Genomic DNA, 14,994 nt, shown 5'->3' with positions numbered 1-14,994 from the left:
AGCTAAGCTCCGCCGCAATGATTCGATTGCGCGATGAGCAGACAAAATTGACCTTCCTTCTGGCAAATGGCCAGAGCCTAAACGGCCAGGTCAAGTGGTTTGATGAGACCACGATCCACGTCCTCGCAGACGACGGCGGTGAGCTGACTCTGTTCAAGCACGCGATCGTCTACTACAAGCAAGGCTGATGCAGCCGTGTTAATCGTCGACGCTCAAGGTCAGCCCCTGACGGCGACCCAAAACCCCACAGGACCCGAGGCAGCCACGAAGCCAAGACCTGCAATGGGGGTTTTTCTGCAAACCTGGGGAGTCAAGATCCTCACGGGCGGCTCGTGACCGAAGCGATTGCGGAGTTTCTTGTCTCAGAGCCCGGGGCGGCAGTACTAGGACGCGGCGCGAAGGCGCTCACCAATGCCCAGGATCTGCCCCCGGAGCTGCGGGCAGGTGCACTGACAATCCTCGATGGGCGGGAGCGTGCTCACAAGCGCGGCTGGGAGGAGGCAGGCCAGCTCTTTCTCACCGCCGATGCCCTTGCACAGGCCAGCTCCACCGAGATCGCGGCCTTCCATGCCAAGTGCTTCTCCGAGTGCGAGAGCGTCCTAGATGCCTGCTGTGGCGTGGGACGGGACGCGCTGGCGCTGGCGGCGGCGGGAAAGCGCGTGGTCGCCGTAGACACCGACCCGGCACGGCTGGTCTTTGCTCGCGCCAACGCCCATGTTCTGGGGCTGGAGGAAAAAATCCGCTTTGTCTGCGCCGATGTGACCGCCTTAGAGGGGGAGAGCGGGCACTGCGAGGGAGCCTTCTTCGATCCCGCCCGCCGCGACGGCCACACGCGCTTTTCCGCCGACTCTGAGCGCTACCAGCCGCCCTTAAGCTTTCTCGAATCGCTCCAAGAACGCCATAAGATCGTCGTCGCCAAGCTCTCCCCCGCCCTTCATGAGGACACGCTGACGAGCCTCGGGGGCCAGCTTCTCTTTCTCTCGGAGGAGCGGACTTGTAAAGAAGCCTGCATTGTGCTCGGAGGGGAAGCGGGGCCTGCGCGTGCCTTGCTCCTGCCCAGTGGCGAGAGCTACGAGCGTGGTGAAGAGCCCTTTATCGCAGACGAGCTGGGGGAGTATCTGCTCGACCCTGACCCCGGCGTGATCCGTGCGGGGGCACTAGGAGCGCTCGCCGATGCCTGTCAAGCGGCTCTCATCGCCCCGACAGATATGTACCTCACCGCCGCAGAGCCGTCCTTGCGAGCCGCTGTGCGCTCTTATAAAATCCGCGTGGCACTTCCCTACCGCGACCGCACCCTGGGGCGCTGGCTACGTGAGCAGGGAATCGGAAGACTCGTTGTCAAGAAGCGCCACTATCCCAAAGAGCCCGAAGCCGTGCATAAAGAGCTGGGTTTAAAGTGGGGCGGCAAGGGCGCAGAGGCCACTCTGGTCATTGTCGCACAAGGCAAAAGCTGGCTAGGGATCGTCTGCGACCCCGTAAACTAAGCCATAAAGCCCTAAGAACAAGTCTTTGGGCTTGAGAGGGCGGTGCGACTGGGAGCGGCTAGCTTTGCGCTGGCTGGCCTGCTCTGGCACCTTGCCAAAAAATAAATTTTTCGTTTTTTATCAGAATCAGGGGTTCTCACCCGTTCTAGGGATGAAAGCGGGGGAGATACTCCCGCAAACAAGAGGAAACCAAGACAATGTTTACCAAGTTTTTTGCAACAACCATCGCGCTTCTGAGCCTGACCCTGACCACGACCATGACGACCACGGGCTTTGCCCAGACCAAGACCACGGAAAAAGCGGCTCCCAAGGCCACTCCCATGGCGACCAAGAAATCCGACACGAAGAAGTCCGAGAAAGCCCCGAAGGCTCCTAAAGCTACTAAGGCCGAAGTCGGAGTGGTCTCGCTCAACAAAGCCACAGCCAAGGAGCTAGAGAGCCTCCCCGGAGTCGGCCCCGCCATCGCCGAGCGCATTGTCGCCTACCGCACCGAGCAGGGAAAGTTCAGCGAGATTAGCGAGCTCATGGAGGTCAAGGGAATCGGGGAGAAGAAGCTGGCCCAGCTCCGCCCGCACCTCACGCTAGAGTAAGCCCGGCATTTAGCGCCCCACCACAGGGGGTTCTTTGAGGGGCACCAGATCGTTGCGATGCGACAGGAAGGTGCCCAACCAAACCCCCAAAAGAATCATCACCACGCCCCCCACGCCGATGAGCGTGTAAGTCAGCCAGCGCGGACGGGGCTTGGAAGGAGTTTTCTGAGGAACGTCCGAGCCCGTGGCCTGTGCCTCGGGCTTGGGAAGAGTGGGCTTCTGTGCCTTCTGCTGCTGGGTAAGCAGGCGGCTGTGGCGTACCTGAAGCTCTTTATCACGCTTCTCCCGAAACGAGGCACTCTGGGGCTTGAGATCCGACGCGACACTGTAGCAGTGCAGCGCCTCATCGTGCTTGTCTTGGGCGAGAAAAAGATCGCCGAGCAAGCTATGGGCATCGGCGGCCATCGGGGAGAGCTCCAGCGCGGTGTGACAGATCGCCTGAGCTTCTTCCAGGTTGCCACGCACTCGCGCGAGGTTCGCCCGAGAGAGCAGGGCACTGATCTCTTCTTCCATAGCCGCTATTGTACGCCCGTGTGGCCAAAGCCGCCCGAGCCACGCTCGGTCTCTTCCAGGCTGTCCACTTCCTGCCAGAGCGCCTGGACAACGGGAGCGATGACAAGCTGCGCGATACGATCGCCTCGGTTGACCGTAAAGGGTTCTTGACCAAGGTTGATCAGCAGTACCATGAGCTCCCCACGATAGTCCGCATCTATGGTGCCTGGCGAGTTCACCATCGAGATTCCCGACTTACGCGCCAGTCCGGAGCGGGGGCGCACCTGCGCCTCATAGCCTGCGGGAAGCGCAATGGCAATGCCAGTAGGAATGGCCTGGCGCTCGCCGGGCTGGAGGGTTTGTGGCTGGGTGAGTGCGGCTCGCAGGTCCATACCCGCCGCTTGGGGCGTTTCGTAGGCGGGCAAGGGCAGATCGTCGTTGCCGGGCAGACGTCGAAGAGAAACAGAGACGGTATTCATCAGAGATCCATCTTACCCTAATGCTCCTTAGGAGCGGGTAGAATAGGCATAATGCCCTTCGGTCAAACTTTTGCAAATCCCGATCTTCTGATTGTAGGAACCCTGGTTCTTTTAGAGGGTCTGCTCTCAGCGGACAACGCGCTCGTGCTTGCCTTACTGGTGCGCCATCTCTCAGATAAAGAGCAGCAAAAAGCGCTCTCGCTGGGGCTGGTCATGGCATTTGCCCTCCGTGGTGTGGGGATTCTGCTAGCGGGCTTTCTGATCAAGCTCTGGTGGCTCTGTGGCCTCGGGGCGGCGTACTTGATCTTTCTTGCCGTGAAGCACTTTATCAGCAAGTCGCACGACGAAGACGACGAAGATGCTCTGGCATCGGGGAAGAAGCAGCTCTCGTTTGGGCGCACGGTGGCGCTGGTCGGCTTTACGGATGTGGTCTTTGCCGTGGACTCGATCCTCGTTGCGGTCTCGCTGGTCAATAAGCCTGAGAAGCTCTGGATCGTCTATCTGGGAGGGCTACTAGGGATGGTCTTGCTGCGGCTGGGAGCGGCGGCATTTCTGCGGCTCCTGCGCACCTATCCCGCACTCGATAGTACGGCCTATGCACTGGTGGCTTGGGCGGGCGTGAAGCTTGGGTTCTCCTCGCGGCATCTCTATGGGAAAACACATAGTGTTCACTACGGCGAGATGAAAGATGCCACGTTCTGGGTAGGCTTTGCGCTGATTATTATGATTGGGGCCTGGTGGGCGGTGCGCAGTGCACGCTCACACCAACTCACTCCGGGCGAGGAGCTCACTGAGGACTGCCTTGAAAAGATGGAAAAAGTGATCGAGGAGAGTAAGCTCTAATGCGTTTTGGTGTCTGTGCGGGGCTGAGCAAAGCGGCGGCAGTCGCGGCGGCAGGCTGGGACTATCTCGAAATGGGCATGTCCAGCGAGCTGGTTCCTGAGCGGGAAGATTCAGCAGTGTGGGCGGAGAGAAAAGCCACGCTTCTTGCCCTGCCCCTACCGTGCGAGACGTTTAATCTCTTTGTGCCCGGCAAGCTGAAGATTACGGGGCCTGAAGTCAGCCAAGTGGTGCTCACCCGCTATGTGCACACGGCGCTCACACGCGCCGCCGAAGTAGGCGGAAAAATAATCGTCTTTGGGAGCGGCGGTGCGCGGCAGCTTGTGGAGGGCTGGAGCGTGGAGCAGGCGCACGCGCAGCTTCTCTGGTTTCTGAATCAGTGCGCCGATGCCTACGAGAAAACGGGAGTCGTGGTCGCCATAGAGCCGCTGAATCGCCACGAGTGCAACTTACTGCACACCGTGGCCGAGGGGGCGGCGCTGGCACGCGAAGTGGGACGGCCCGGCGTGCGAAATCTTGCGGATACCTACCATATGGAGCGAAACGGCGACGAATCTCTGGCCGATATTATCGCCAGCGCCGACTGCCTCGCCCATGTGCACACAGCGGATACCGGACGAAAAGCGCCTGGCACGGGTAGCTACGATCACGCTGCGCTCTTCGCAACACTCAAAGACGCAGGCTACGATGCCCGCATCTCTATTGAGTGCAACTTCACCGAAGGGCAGCTTGAGGCGGAGCTAGAAACGGCGCTGACGCACCTGAAGCAGGCCTACCGGAGTGCTCAGAGCGCCGGGTGATGTCCCCTGGATCACGCGCGGCTCGGTGCTGGTGTGTTTTTCATACGAGCCCGCCACGCTCTCAGCGATAGCGGCTTCTCGGTCGGAAGGGCAGAGAATACAGACCGTTCCGCCGGAGCCACCGCCCGTGATCTTGGCTCCCGCGACCCCGCTCTGCTCCATGGCAAGCTCGACCAGAAGATCGGTCTCTTTGGTTCCCAAACCACAGCGGCTGTAGCTGGCGTGCGCCGCGAGCATCTGCTTGCCTGCAAGCGCGAAGTCCCCCGCATCGAGGGCTTTTAAGAAAGTCTCGACACGCTGGTTCTCAAAGATCGGGTGCTCGGTGGCCGCCAGAACGGGGTAGTGCTGCTTGGGATCTACTGTGGTGACACGGTCCCAAGTGGGGCCGTGCTGCTCTAAAAATACCGCGCCTGAGAGTGAGTCAGGCAGGGTGATGCCGAGGGCTCTGTAGCTCTCCGGGGTGAGGTTGCAGAGATAGTCGGTGGGCGCGAGGCCAAGAAGCTTTGCCCCCATAAACGCCGCACAGCGCACCCCCGTGTAGCCGGTGCCCCCCACACTGTGCTTCACACAGGAGTCTATTCCAAAGACCGTCCAGCCGGTAGGAACTTGGGTGTAGCCTTCGATGGTGTGGGGCTGACAGCGTAGCAAGAGCAGCTTGCCCTCTGCGCCACACGCGCTCGTCACCTGGTCCATCACGCCGCACGGAGCCCCGACCCACTCGTTCTCCACGCGCTGACAGAGCCGCGCCAGAGTCAGGCCGTCTAGCTCGATGGCAAACGCGGCGGCAATCGCCCGCATGGTTGCCACTTCGATCGCCGCCGACGACGACACGCCCGCTCCCAAGGGAACATCGGAGGTGAGCAAGAGCCGCACACCCGCGTCTTTCGCAAGCAAGCCCTCCGCTTTGAGAAGTGCCACGCAGCCCGCCAGATAGACCGCCCAGCGCTCGGTGCTTTTCTCGCCGCCCGTCGCCACACTCACTGTCCGACCGATATTGAGCGAGCGGATCGTCAGCTTGCCTGAAGAGTCTGCCTGCGCGGCACACAGAGCGGCTTGGCCAATGGGCAGCTCCGCCACCAGTGAGCCCGAGTAGTCCGCGATACCCCCCATCACGTCGAGGCGGCCCGGAGCCCGCGCCACGAAAACCGGCGAGCCTTGGGTAAAAAAGCCTTCGTGATCGGGGAACTCAAACGACATTGATCAGCGACTTTCCGGTCATCTCCACAGGCTTGTCAATTCCCAGCAAGTGGAGCACTGTCGGCGCGACATCGGCCAGAATGCCCAAGGGATGCAGCGGAATATAGTCCTTGGCGATCACAAAGAACGAGACGGGATTGGTGGTGTGATAGGTATGGGGCTGGCCGGTGATCTCATCTATCATGCACTCCACATTCCCATGATCTGCCGTGACGAGGCAGACACCGCCCGTCTCTAAGACCTTCTGGACAACCTTGCCCGCACACTCGTCCGTGACCTCGACTGCCTTAATCGCCGCTTCCAGCACACCGGTATGGCCGACCATGTCGGGGTTAGCAAAGTTCACTAAGAGAAAGGCATCATCGTGCTCGTCGAGCCGCGCCAGAACGCCCTCCATGAGCTTGTAGGCGCTCATCTCCGGCTGGAGATCGTACGTGGCAACCGAGGGTGAGGGAACCAGCAGACGCTCCTCGTTCTCAAAGATCGTCTCCTCGCGGCCATTGAAGAAGTACGTCACATGGGGATATTTCTCTGTCTCTGCGGCGTGAAATTGTTTTTTCCCATGGGCACTCAGCGTCTCTGCCAGAGAGTTTTTGATCTTCTCCAAGGGAAACATGACTGCAATCGCATCGTTGTCACTGTACTCGGTAAACGAGACGAGCTTTAGATTCTTAAAGTCCTTGGTAGGGAATTTATTGAAGCTCTTATTGATAAAAACTTCCGTGATCTGCCGCATTCGATCGGAGCGATAGTTAAAAAAGATAATCCCATCGCCATCACAAATACTATTTTCTTCGACGCTTACAGTCTGATTCACGAGTGGCTTGAGAAACTCATCGAACTCACCCTGGGCATGGCACTCCTCAATGCTTGCTTTGAAGTCCGCTGTTGGCTTTCCAATACCAGAGACTAGGGCATCGTAGGCAAGCTTCGTGCGCTCCCAGCGATGGTCTCGGTCCATCCCAAAGTACCTGCCGGTGATGCTGGCAAGATGGCAATTTTTCTTCTCTTTAATCTGGGTTAAGAGCTTCTCCACGGAGGAAATCGACTCTTGCGGCCCCGTGTCGCGCCCGTCGGAGAAGGCATGGATGACCACGGTGACGCCTTTTTTATCTAAAATCTCAATCAGAGCGTGAAGATGGCGCTCATGGCTATGCACTCCTCCCGAGCTCAGTAGGCCAACCAGATGCACTTTCGCACCGGGCTTCAGGTGGGCGAGAAGCTCCACGAGCGCTTGGTTGCTCTCAATCGCCCCCGACTTAAAGTCACGATCAATACGGAGAATGTCCTGGTAGACAATGCGCCCCGCCCCTAAATTAAGATGTCCCACCTCTGAGTTGCCCATCTGATTCTCAGGCAGCCCCACCGCCTCACCAGAGGCGACAAGAATCGAGCGCTCGTACTCTCTTAGCCATCGAGAGACATTGGGAGTCTTTGCTAGCTGAGTGGAGTTCCCAGACTCTTTCTCACGGATTCCCCAGCCATCCAGAATTAACAAGGCGACGCGATTGAACATAGATTCTGATCCTTACAAACAAAAACAGCGACCTGCCGCACGGCACAGTCGCTTTCTCTTCTCACATAGAGTCGATTCGATTACATAAATAGTATATCGTAAATTCCTTCCCAATAGCAAGGTAGGTTTGACGGCTATTCGGTGAGGTGATATACTCTCTCTCGCTCGGGTCGGTTGGCTCAGTGGTAGAGCACCGCCTTCACACGGCGGGGGTCACTGGTTCGAATCCAGTACCGACCATTCTTCTCTTTCTTCTCTCTCGACCTGAGAGAAGTCCCACTCCTCGCAAGCATAGCTCTCCCAAGCGTCGGGCTCTTTCTGCCGTACTTCGTCGTCGCTGGGCTCGGGGACACGAAACAAACACTCCGGGATAATCTCGCCGTCAATCCGCGCCTGTCGGTAGAGCAGGGCGAGCGGAACCCAGTCTCCCGAGGGCAAGTGAATCGCCTCGCGCCGCTGCCTGTCCACAATCCAGTCTTCAAGAATCAACATGGTAAATTAAAGTTTGATTTCTGTTTGCTCATGATACCATACGAGCCATGCTACAAGGAAAAAAAGCGCTGGTGACAGGGGCTGGCCGCGGCGTTGGAGTCGCAATTGCGCGTTTGCTGGCCGCGGAGGGGGCAACGGTCGCCGTTGCCTATCGTGCCTCGAAAGAGAGTGCCGAAAAGCTTGCGGAAGAGATCGGGGGCATGGCGCTCCAAGCCGATCTGACGGACACCGCGCAGGCGGAAAGTTTGGTTGCCGAAGCTTTTGCGAAGCTGGGAGGGCTGGATATTCTGGTGAACAATGCGGCGGGCTTTGGGCCACTCAAGCCTCTCGCCGAGTACACCTGGGACGAGATAGATACGGAGTGGCGGGCCGTGGTCAAGCCCGTGATCACCGTGACGCGAGCCGCGCTGCCGCACTTTCAGGCGCAAAAATCTGGCAAGATCGTCAATCTCTCCGCGACACTTTTACAGCGCCCCGCGCCAGGGCAGGGAGCCCACGCCATGGCCAAGGCCGCCGTGCTCGCCTACACCCGCTCACTGGCCCGCGAGGTCGGCCCGGAGGGAGTCACGGTCAACGCCGTCTCGCCCGGCATGGCCCTCACGGAGTTTTCAGAGAGCCTGCCCGAGGCACTCAAAGCCGCCGTCGCCGAGCGCACGCCCCTGCGCCGTCTTGCCACCCCCGAAGATGTCGCCCGCGCCGTCTTGTTCTTCTGCTCGCCGCTCTCGGACTTTATCACGGGGGCCAATCTGGCCCCCGATGGCGGTTTGGCCGTACTTTAGTAGACGACTTTATTGAGAGGGTACTCGACGAGGCCGCTGGCACCGGCGCGCTTGAGGCGTGGGATAAGCTCGCGGGCTAGGTGCTCCTCAATGATGATCTCCACGGCAAAACCCTCATCGCCCCAGAGGGGGCTGACGGTGGGCTTCTTGAGGGCAGGAAGCTGGGCGATCACGGCATCGAAGTCGTCTTTGGCGACATTGAGCTTGAGTCCGACCAGGGCTCCGGCATTCAGAGCGCCGGTGAGCAGCATCGCCATGCTCTCGATCTTGGCACGCTTCTCAGGGTCTGTCCAGGCGGCATGATTGGCAACAAAGCGCGTGGTGGACGTGAGGATCGGGTCGCCGACGATGCGCAGCTTATGGGCCTTGAGGCTAGAGCCGGTCTCGGTGTTGACGACAATCGCGTCCACGAGCTGCGGGACTTTCATCTCGTCCGCGCCCCAGCTAAACTCCACATGGGCCGCGACACCGTTTTCTTCCAGCCACTTATTCGTCAGACGCACGTACTCGGTGGCGAGGCGCTTACCCTCTAGATCTTTGACGGAGTGAATCTCCGAGTCGGCGGCAACGGCTAGGACAATGCGCATCGCGTTGCGCGTCGCCTTCGAGTACGTCAGCTCACAGACCTCTTTTACGTCTACGCCGTTGTCCTTGATCCAGTCCCAGCCCGTGAGGCCCGCATCAATCACACCGTCCTCTAGGTAGCGCGGGATCTCCTGAGGACGCATCAGAATCGCCTCAATCTCTGGGTCATCTATCACGGGATGGTAGGAGCGGGAGTCCACACGCACGCTCCAACCGGCCTGCGCGAAGAGCTTAAAAGTGGCTTCTTGTAGGCTGCCTTTAGGCAAGCCAAGCTTCAATTTCATATCGTCGGTCAGTATATCGCGGCCTGAAAAAATAATTTTTAAGTTCTGTCACATTTCCTACTCGCCTGACGTCTAACCAATCAGGAAAGCAATGAAGAGCGCTGTGAGTGTGGACGAAAACCTAACCGCCCTTCCCCGCCTGTTCCCGGAAGGGCAGGCAGAGGAGGAGCCCCTCTCGGCGGCTTTTCACGAGCGCTTTCCCGTTTTACTGATTGGGCAGCGAACCCAGGGGACGATCTGGCCCGATCACTCGGACAATGTAGCGGCTCTGGAGTGCTACCGTGAGGGCTACCGAGCGCTCCACGAGGACAAAGACGCCGTTGCGGCGATGCGGTCCTACGAAGAGGCTCTGGAGCACGATCCGCTCTACTTCCGGGTCTGGGTGGAGCTGGCGATTGTTTGTTTAATGGACAATACCGCAGAGAGCATTGAGAAGGCCGAGGGAATCTTCGTTCGGCTCTGTGCGATCGAGCCCGATGGGGAGTGGCTGACCCGTGAGGTGGCAAGCATCTTGCGGCAGAACCTGGGCTACACCCGTTTGGTGCGCTACCGTCGCACAGGAGATCGGGCCTACCTAAAACTGGCAGAGGGAGAGTATGAGCTAGCCAACGCGCTAGCGGAGCACGAGCGACTTGAGCTGCTCTGCCCTTGGACCTATGTGAAGCTGGAGCTGGGAGAAAAAGAGAGCGCGCAACGCCTCTGGCGACGTGTGGAAAAAGCCGCACCGTCGCAGGAGGTTTTAGCAGAGTATGTGGCGAAGTATTCTTCACTACGTCTGTTTTTGGGAGAAAATAAATGAAAAAAGTTGCAAGTCTGATCGCTGCCGCACTGTTGCTGGCTATCACTATGATTCCGTCTGCTCATGCCGATGTGACCTCCCCCCCTCCACCAACCAAGGGTGGCGGGTAGTCGTTTCTTTTGTAGCTAAAGATTCAAAGATCCAGAGAGAAGGCTAAATACAATGAATGTACAGGCGCTAAATGCACTCCAGGGACTAAAAGCATGGCACGACGAGGTCAGCCCTAAACCTGCCCCCGCCATCACAGCGACAGCCCCAGCCGCACCGAAGCGGCAGACCAATAAAGAGCTACTTGCGGTCGTCCGTAGCACCGAAAGCACCAAGCGCGAGCGTGATCTTGCAGGTGAGCAGCTACGCCGCCAGGTTAAGACACTCTGCGCGGCGACGCTCGCGCGACAGGCACGGACGCTTCTGGCCAACGAGCTAGAAGATCTCACCCAGGAAGTGGTGATCCGTCTGCTCCAGAGCCCAGCCAGCACAGAGCCCACCGGAGCCTACATCGCCCGGATCGCGACCAACCTGCTCATCGACCGCCAGCGCCACTTAATTCGCCGTGGCCAAGACAAGCAGGCGCTCTCACTCGATGATACCGAAGAGGGGGAGACCCGCGATATCGTAGACCTAGAGACCCGCGTCGAGGACTGCGTAATCGCGCGGATTCAGCAGCGAGCGATCCGCGAGGCGCTCCTCAAGCTACTCAAGCCCAACGAGGCACTGGTCGTTCTTCGCCGTGCCGAGGGAGCCAGCCACGATGAGATCGCCGAGGAGCTGGGCACCAATGCCGCGTGTGTGCGCAAGCAGGCCGAGCGTGGCCTCAAGCGCCTCAAAGAGCATGCCGACGCAGGCCGCTTCGCCTTCGCTTAACGAAGAGAGTGAATCCTTCAACAGCCGCGCAACCGCAAGGGGGCGCGGCTGTCTTATTTTGTAATGGACGCCCTTAAAGGAATTGGATTTCTCCTCAAGCACCCGCGCCTCTGGCCTCTCGCGATGGTTCCAGGGCTCGTCGCCTCGGTGCTCTATGTCATCCTAGGCTGGATCGGCTGGCAGCGCTACGGAGCGGGACTAGAAGAAGGAGCCCGCGTTGCCGCTTTTCTTCTCTATCTGGTGCTCTTCCCCTTTGCGTTCTACCTGCTGAGCAGCAGCTTTCTCGGGCTGGTCTTCGATCCGCTGAGCCGGGAGACGGAGTGCTTGCTGGGGGGAGAAGTTCCCGTCTGCCCCCTAAATTTCTGGCAGCTCTTTGGCGATACGTGCAAGCGGTTGCTACTCAATGGCGCGATCTGTCTCCTTGCCTTCGCTTTAGGAGCCGCTCTGGGGCCAATCGCGGGGGTTCTTGGAGCGGGACTGGTGAGCTTGCTGGACTACACCTCGCCCGCGTTTCTGCGACGTGGCACGACTCTGGGGCCACAGGCGAGGCTGCTCCTCAAAAAGCCCGATGCCCACACCCTCACTTTCGCTTTCGCCGCAGGGCTTCTCTCCCTCGTCCCCTTTGTTGGGCTCTTTCTCGCCCCCAGCCTGATCGTCGGCGGGACACTTCTGGCACGTCGTCGGCTACAATAGAGCTTGTGATTGTTTTTGGAATCGAGACAAGCTGCGACGAAACGAGCGCGGCAGTGGTAAAAGACGGGCGGGTGCTGCTCTCCAATATCGTGGCCTCGCAGATGGAAGAGCACGCGCTCTACGGTGGCGTTGTCCCTGAGCTGGCGAGCCGCCGCCATGTCGAAGTGCTGATTCCCGTCTTTCGTCAGGCACTTACCGAGGCAGGATGCACTTGGGCTGACATTGACGCCATCGCCGTGACCAACCGTCCGGGACTACTCGGCGCACTTCTGGTCGGAACATCGGCGGCCAAAGCGCTCGGAATGGCGCTGAAAAAGCCCGTCGTGCCCGTGCACCATATCGAGGCGCATCTCTACGCCAACTGGCTGCATACACTGGCTCCCCCCGGGTACCCTCTGGGTGCGGGGGCGGGGGGGGGAGCCAGTGTACAGGTAGATTACCCAGCCGTCGCCTTAGTCGTGAGTGGCGGGCATACGGACTTGTTTCACCTGCGTGGGCATAGCGACTATGTGCTACTAGGCCGCACGCGCGACGACGCGGCGGGCGAGGCGTTTGATAAGTGTGCCCGACTGATGGGCCTTGGCTATCCCGGTGGGCCAGCCGTGCAGAAAGCAGCAGAAGGCGGCAACCCCAAAGCCATCACGTTTCCCCGAGCCCTGCTCCAAGGCACCCATGAGTTTAGCTTCTCGGGCCTCAAGACCTCGGTGCGCTACGCCCTACAAGGTGAGAATCTGCCGAGCATCTCCGACATTGCTGCGAGCTTCCAAGAGGCCGTGGTGGATGTGCTCAGCAAGAAGACTATTCTGGCCGCAAAAGAGCTGGGTGTGGAGCGCGTCTTGCTGGCGGGCGGCGTCTCCGCCAACACGCGCCTGCGGGACGTCATGCAGGAGCGCTGCGACAAGGCGGGGCTCGCGCTGTTCTATCCTCCCGTCGCCCTGTGCACCGACAACGCCGCCATGATCGCCTGCGCAGGCTACTGGCACCTACAAAATGGCCGTACCGCCAACTTAGACTTCGAGACACGCGCCTCCGAACCACTGGCAGGAGTACAATAGGTCTATGCTAACAAGGCTAAAGGTACGTGGTTTTAAAAATCTTGTGGACGTGGATGTACGCTTTGGGGCTTTCACCTGTATCGCGGGAGCAAATGGAGTAGGAAAGTCGAACCTCTTCGATGCCATACGATTCTTAAGTGCTTTGGCAAGCGACACTTTGCTTGGGGCTGCTAAGTCTGTACGAGACAATCGAAGGCCAGATGCACGCTCGCTCTTCCATCGATTCGGAAACCAATATGCACAAACAATGTACTTTGAGGCAGAAATGATCGTCCCTAAAGAGGGAGACGATGATTTGGGACAGCGTGCCGTTGCCAGCATGACTTTTTTGCGTTACACGTTAGAGCTGGGTTACCGCGAAATAGACAGTAGCCTTGAGGTGAAGTACGAGTCTTTAGTTCATATCAATAAAAGTGATGCTAGAGTAAATTTGCCCTTTAAGCCTTCAAAAAGCTGGCGTGATTCGGTAATTAATGGTCGACGTACTGATCCCTTGATTTCTACACTTGAGAATGCAAACGGGGAAATTGAGATCCGTCTTCATCAAGATCGCGGCGGTATTGGTGGTGGTCGTCCAACGCCTCGTCCTGCGCGAACGTTGCCCCGAACTCTGATTCATCTGGCAAATGCTGCGGAGTACAGAACGGCAGTTCTTGCTAGAAATGAGATGTCTTCTTGGTCCCTTTTGCAGTTAGAGCCTACAGCTTTGCGTGAAGTAGATGAGATCAATACACCTGGGCATTTGACGCCAAGTGGTGAGCATCTCGCGGCGACTCTCTATCGGCTTGCACAGAGCTATCGTACGCCTGAAGGAGAGCGTGATGAGACTTCCGTGTATGATCGTATTGCTCTGCGAGTGAGCGAGCTTGTACGTGAGATTCGTGAGGTAGGAATCGAGCGCGACGACAAGCGAGATATTCTCACTCTGTGGGCAGCAGGCGCTGATGGCACACAGCACTCGGCGCGTGCACTCTCGGATGGAACTTTGCGTTTTTTAGCCCTAGCCGTTTTAGAGGCTGATCCTGAGTTTCATGGTGTACTTTGCTTGGAAGAGCCTGAGAATGGTATTCATCCTGAACGAATCGAGGCTATGCTAAACTTGCTGCGGGCTATTGCTGTGGACACTTCGCGTCCCATTGATGAACACAATCCGCTACGTCAAGTGATTATTAATACTCATTCTCCTACAGTAGTTGGACTAGTTCCCAGCGATTGCCTTCTCGCTGCTGAGCTAATCTCAAGCCAGCAAGAAGGACAGCGCTACCAGCATCTAAGTCTCTCTTGTATTGAAGGAACCTGGCGAGCAAGTGCCGAACCACAAACCCCTAGTATTAGTAAAGGGAAGTTAATGCGGTATCTGCGCCCCTTAGAACAAGCCTATTTAGAACCCAATGCTGTCGGGCAACTTGTTTGGAGCCCTACTCTAGGATGATGCTACGCTACACCTTTTTAACGGAAGGCTCAACGGATGCGGCACTACTGCCAATTCTTGACTGGACTATTCAAAGGCACACGAAGCACATTTTTACAGGGGAGTTTGCCTATCGTAGAGGGCAAGGCTTAGCAGAGAAAATTAGTAATGCTATGGAAGATGCTCCTTGTGATTTACTTTTTATTCATCGCGACTCCGACCGCGAAGAACCCATTCGGCGCTACGAAGAAATTCAGGTTGCTCTCACAGATGCAAAAGTCGAAGTGCCTAGTATTTATGTTGTCCCTGTACGCATGATGGAAGCTTGGCTTCTCTTTGATATAGGCGTTTTACGACAGGCAGCAGGAAACCGAAATAGTCGAGCGGCATTAAATCTACCAACGCTTGCACAGCTCGAAAATCTGGCCGATCCTAAAACCGTGTTGCGTGAGGCACTGCGTACAGCTAGTGGCCAGAGAGGGCGAAGGCTTGACGAGTTCAATAAACAAATTCCTGCGGCGATGCGGCGCATCACACAGCTCACGGATGACTTTAGCCCTCTCTTACGCCTCAGTGCTTTTCAGCGTCTCCAGGAAGATGTCCGCTTAACTCTTGAAGCACAGGGGTGGGGCAA

General features: G+C 58.0%; 19 protein-coding genes and 1 tRNA gene. 14 read left to right on the top strand and 6 right to left on the bottom strand.

The features are described 5' to 3' along the window. Window positions 1-17 precede the first annotated feature (17 nt). From AC1XOS_RS00100 to AC1XOS_RS00085, 4 genes are all read left to right on the top strand, one after another. Window positions 18-188: an RNA chaperone Hfq gene (locus tag AC1XOS_RS00100; RefSeq protein WP_481960179.1), complete on the top strand. Its 171-nt coding sequence runs from the start codon at window positions 18-20 to the stop codon at window positions 186-188. Window positions 189-195: 7 nt separating this feature from the next. Beyond that, a complete protein-coding gene (locus tag AC1XOS_RS00095) occupies window positions 196-336 on the top strand; it encodes a hypothetical protein (protein WP_481960178.1) in 141 nt (46 codons plus the stop codon). Beyond that, the gene (locus AC1XOS_RS00090) at window positions 333-1,484 is read left to right on the top strand and encodes a class I SAM-dependent methyltransferase (RefSeq protein WP_481960177.1); all 1,152 of its coding nucleotides are present in this window, start codon (window positions 333-335) and stop codon (window positions 1,482-1,484) included. Before AC1XOS_RS00095 ends, AC1XOS_RS00090 begins: the two co-directional genes overlap by 4 nt. A 197-nt stretch (window positions 1,485-1,681) precedes the next feature. After that, window positions 1,682-2,074, top strand: a complete 393-nt coding sequence (locus tag AC1XOS_RS00085) for a ComEA family DNA-binding protein (protein ID WP_481960176.1) — start codon at window positions 1,682-1,684, stop codon at window positions 2,072-2,074. A 9-nt stretch (window positions 2,075-2,083) separates the two neighbouring features. Here the strand turns inward: AC1XOS_RS00085 and AC1XOS_RS00080 are convergent, their stop codons facing one another. Further along, window positions 2,084-2,587 carry a tetratricopeptide repeat protein gene (locus AC1XOS_RS00080; RefSeq protein WP_481960175.1) on the bottom strand — a complete coding sequence of 168 codons (504 nt, stop codon included), beginning with the start codon at window positions 2,585-2,587 and terminating at the stop codon, window positions 2,084-2,086. Between the two features lie 5 nt (window positions 2,588-2,592). After that, window positions 2,593-3,045: a dUTP diphosphatase gene (dut, locus tag AC1XOS_RS00075; protein ID WP_481960174.1), complete on the bottom strand. Its 453-nt coding sequence runs from the start codon at window positions 3,043-3,045 to the stop codon at window positions 2,593-2,595. 51 nt (window positions 3,046-3,096) lie between these two features. On the opposite strand from dut, the gene AC1XOS_RS00070 reads away from it, so the two are divergent. Together AC1XOS_RS00070 and AC1XOS_RS00065 are read left to right on the top strand one after the other, a co-directional pair. Further along, window positions 3,097-3,888 (top strand): TerC family protein, encoded by a 792-nt coding sequence (locus AC1XOS_RS00070; protein ID WP_481960173.1) that lies wholly within the window; start codon window positions 3,097-3,099, stop codon window positions 3,886-3,888. Further along, entirely contained in the window at window positions 3,888-4,685 is a 798-nt protein-coding gene (locus AC1XOS_RS00065) for a sugar phosphate isomerase/epimerase family protein (protein ID WP_481960172.1), read from the top strand. Before AC1XOS_RS00070 ends, AC1XOS_RS00065 begins: the two co-directional genes overlap by 1 nt. Here the strand turns inward: AC1XOS_RS00065 and AC1XOS_RS00060 are convergent. After that, window positions 4,626-5,882 (bottom strand): galactokinase, encoded by a 1,257-nt coding sequence (locus AC1XOS_RS00060; protein ID WP_481960171.1) that lies wholly within the window; start codon window positions 5,880-5,882, stop codon window positions 4,626-4,628. The two genes, AC1XOS_RS00065 and AC1XOS_RS00060, sit on opposite strands and share 60 nt — an antisense overlap. Next, window positions 5,872-7,398 carry a 2,3-bisphosphoglycerate-independent phosphoglycerate mutase gene (gene gpmI, locus AC1XOS_RS00055; RefSeq protein WP_481960170.1) on the bottom strand — a complete coding sequence of 509 codons (1,527 nt, stop codon included), beginning with the start codon at window positions 7,396-7,398 and terminating at the stop codon, window positions 5,872-5,874. The genes AC1XOS_RS00060 and gpmI overlap by 11 nt, the downstream gene beginning before the upstream one ends. Before the next feature lie 168 nt (window positions 7,399-7,566). Here gpmI and AC1XOS_RS00050 point away from each other — a divergent pair. Next, window positions 7,567-7,638 (top strand) — tRNA-Val (locus AC1XOS_RS00050). Here the strand turns inward: AC1XOS_RS00050 and AC1XOS_RS00045 are convergent. Further along, window positions 7,612-7,890 carry a hypothetical protein gene (locus tag AC1XOS_RS00045; protein WP_481960169.1) on the bottom strand — a complete coding sequence of 93 codons (279 nt, stop codon included), beginning with the start codon at window positions 7,888-7,890 and terminating at the stop codon, window positions 7,612-7,614. The two genes, AC1XOS_RS00050 and AC1XOS_RS00045, sit on opposite strands and share 27 nt — an antisense overlap. A gap of 47 nt (window positions 7,891-7,937) precedes the next feature. Here AC1XOS_RS00045 and AC1XOS_RS00040 point away from each other — a divergent pair, with 47 nt between their 5' ends. Continuing rightward, window positions 7,938-8,669 carry an SDR family NAD(P)-dependent oxidoreductase gene (locus tag AC1XOS_RS00040; RefSeq protein WP_481960168.1) on the top strand — a complete coding sequence of 244 codons (732 nt, stop codon included), beginning with the start codon at window positions 7,938-7,940 and terminating at the stop codon, window positions 8,667-8,669. Here the strand turns inward: AC1XOS_RS00040 and hisG are convergent. Next, window positions 8,666-9,538 carry an ATP phosphoribosyltransferase gene (gene hisG, locus AC1XOS_RS00035; protein ID WP_481960167.1) on the bottom strand — a complete coding sequence of 291 codons (873 nt, stop codon included), beginning with the start codon at window positions 9,536-9,538 and terminating at the stop codon, window positions 8,666-8,668. The two genes, AC1XOS_RS00040 and hisG, sit on opposite strands and share 4 nt — an antisense overlap. A 91-nt stretch (window positions 9,539-9,629) precedes the next feature. On the opposite strand from hisG, the gene AC1XOS_RS00030 reads away from it, so the two are divergent. The 6 genes from AC1XOS_RS00030 to AC1XOS_RS00005 all read left to right on the top strand — a co-directional run. Next, complete coding sequence (locus AC1XOS_RS00030) at window positions 9,630-10,337, top strand: tetratricopeptide repeat protein (RefSeq protein WP_481960166.1); 708 nt, start codon at window positions 9,630-9,632, stop codon at window positions 10,335-10,337. A gap of 162 nt (window positions 10,338-10,499) precedes the next feature. Continuing rightward, on the top strand, window positions 10,500-11,201 hold the full coding sequence (locus AC1XOS_RS00025; RefSeq protein WP_481960165.1) for an RNA polymerase sigma factor: 702 nt from the start codon (window positions 10,500-10,502) through the stop codon (window positions 11,199-11,201). Window positions 11,202-11,264: 63 nt separating this feature from the next. Beyond that, on the top strand, window positions 11,265-11,894 hold the full coding sequence (locus AC1XOS_RS00020) for an EI24 domain-containing protein (protein ID WP_481960164.1): 630 nt from the start codon (window positions 11,265-11,267) through the stop codon (window positions 11,892-11,894). Window positions 11,895-11,899: 5 nt separating this feature from the next. Then, the gene (gene tsaD / locus AC1XOS_RS00015) at window positions 11,900-12,949 is read left to right on the top strand and encodes a tRNA (adenosine(37)-N6)-threonylcarbamoyltransferase complex transferase subunit TsaD (RefSeq protein ID WP_481960163.1); all 1,050 of its coding nucleotides are present in this window, start codon (window positions 11,900-11,902) and stop codon (window positions 12,947-12,949) included. A gap of 4 nt (window positions 12,950-12,953) precedes the next feature. Continuing rightward, window positions 12,954-14,381 carry an AAA family ATPase gene (locus AC1XOS_RS00010; RefSeq protein WP_481960162.1) on the top strand — a complete coding sequence of 476 codons (1,428 nt, stop codon included), beginning with the start codon at window positions 12,954-12,956 and terminating at the stop codon, window positions 14,379-14,381. Continuing rightward, the coding region (locus tag AC1XOS_RS00005; RefSeq protein ID WP_481960161.1) for a hypothetical protein at window positions 14,378-14,994 on the top strand (617 nt) is incomplete at its 3' end. The genes AC1XOS_RS00010 and AC1XOS_RS00005, both read left to right, overlap by 4 nt.

Source organism: Armatimonas sp., assembly GCF_964826245.1.
This window is presented reverse-complemented; position numbering and strand designations above follow the sequence as displayed.

Coding starts and splice junctions, on each gene's coding strand:
- AC1XOS_RS00030 (WP_481960166.1), top strand. CDS start 9,630: ATGAAGAGCGCTGTGAGTGTGGACGAAAACCTAACCGCCCTTCCCCGC.
- AC1XOS_RS00100 (WP_481960179.1), top strand. CDS start 18: ATGATTCGATTGCGCGATGAGCAGACAAAATTGACCTTCCTTCTGGCA.
- AC1XOS_RS00040 (WP_481960168.1), top strand. CDS start 7,938: ATGCTACAAGGAAAAAAAGCGCTGGTGACAGGGGCTGGCCGCGGCGTT.
- hisG (WP_481960167.1), bottom strand. CDS start 9,538: ATGAAATTGAAGCTTGGCTTGCCTAAAGGCAGCCTACAAGAAGCCACT.
- AC1XOS_RS00070 (WP_481960173.1), top strand. CDS start 3,097: ATGCCCTTCGGTCAAACTTTTGCAAATCCCGATCTTCTGATTGTAGGA.
- AC1XOS_RS00010 (WP_481960162.1), top strand. CDS start 12,954: ATGCTAACAAGGCTAAAGGTACGTGGTTTTAAAAATCTTGTGGACGTG.
- dut (WP_481960174.1), bottom strand. CDS start 3,045: ATGAATACCGTCTCTGTTTCTCTTCGACGTCTGCCCGGCAACGACGAT.
- AC1XOS_RS00045 (WP_481960169.1), bottom strand. CDS start 7,890: ATGTTGATTCTTGAAGACTGGATTGTGGACAGGCAGCGGCGCGAGGCG.
- gpmI (WP_481960170.1), bottom strand. CDS start 7,398: ATGTTCAATCGCGTCGCCTTGTTAATTCTGGATGGCTGGGGAATCCGT.
- AC1XOS_RS00080 (WP_481960175.1), bottom strand. CDS start 2,587: ATGGAAGAAGAGATCAGTGCCCTGCTCTCTCGGGCGAACCTCGCGCGA.
- AC1XOS_RS00065 (WP_481960172.1), top strand. CDS start 3,888: ATGCGTTTTGGTGTCTGTGCGGGGCTGAGCAAAGCGGCGGCAGTCGCG.
- AC1XOS_RS00060 (WP_481960171.1), bottom strand. CDS start 5,882: ATGTCGTTTGAGTTCCCCGATCACGAAGGCTTTTTTACCCAAGGCTCG.
- AC1XOS_RS00020 (WP_481960164.1), top strand. CDS start 11,265: ATGGACGCCCTTAAAGGAATTGGATTTCTCCTCAAGCACCCGCGCCTC.
- AC1XOS_RS00025 (WP_481960165.1), top strand. CDS start 10,500: ATGAATGTACAGGCGCTAAATGCACTCCAGGGACTAAAAGCATGGCAC.
- AC1XOS_RS00085 (WP_481960176.1), top strand. CDS start 1,682: ATGTTTACCAAGTTTTTTGCAACAACCATCGCGCTTCTGAGCCTGACC.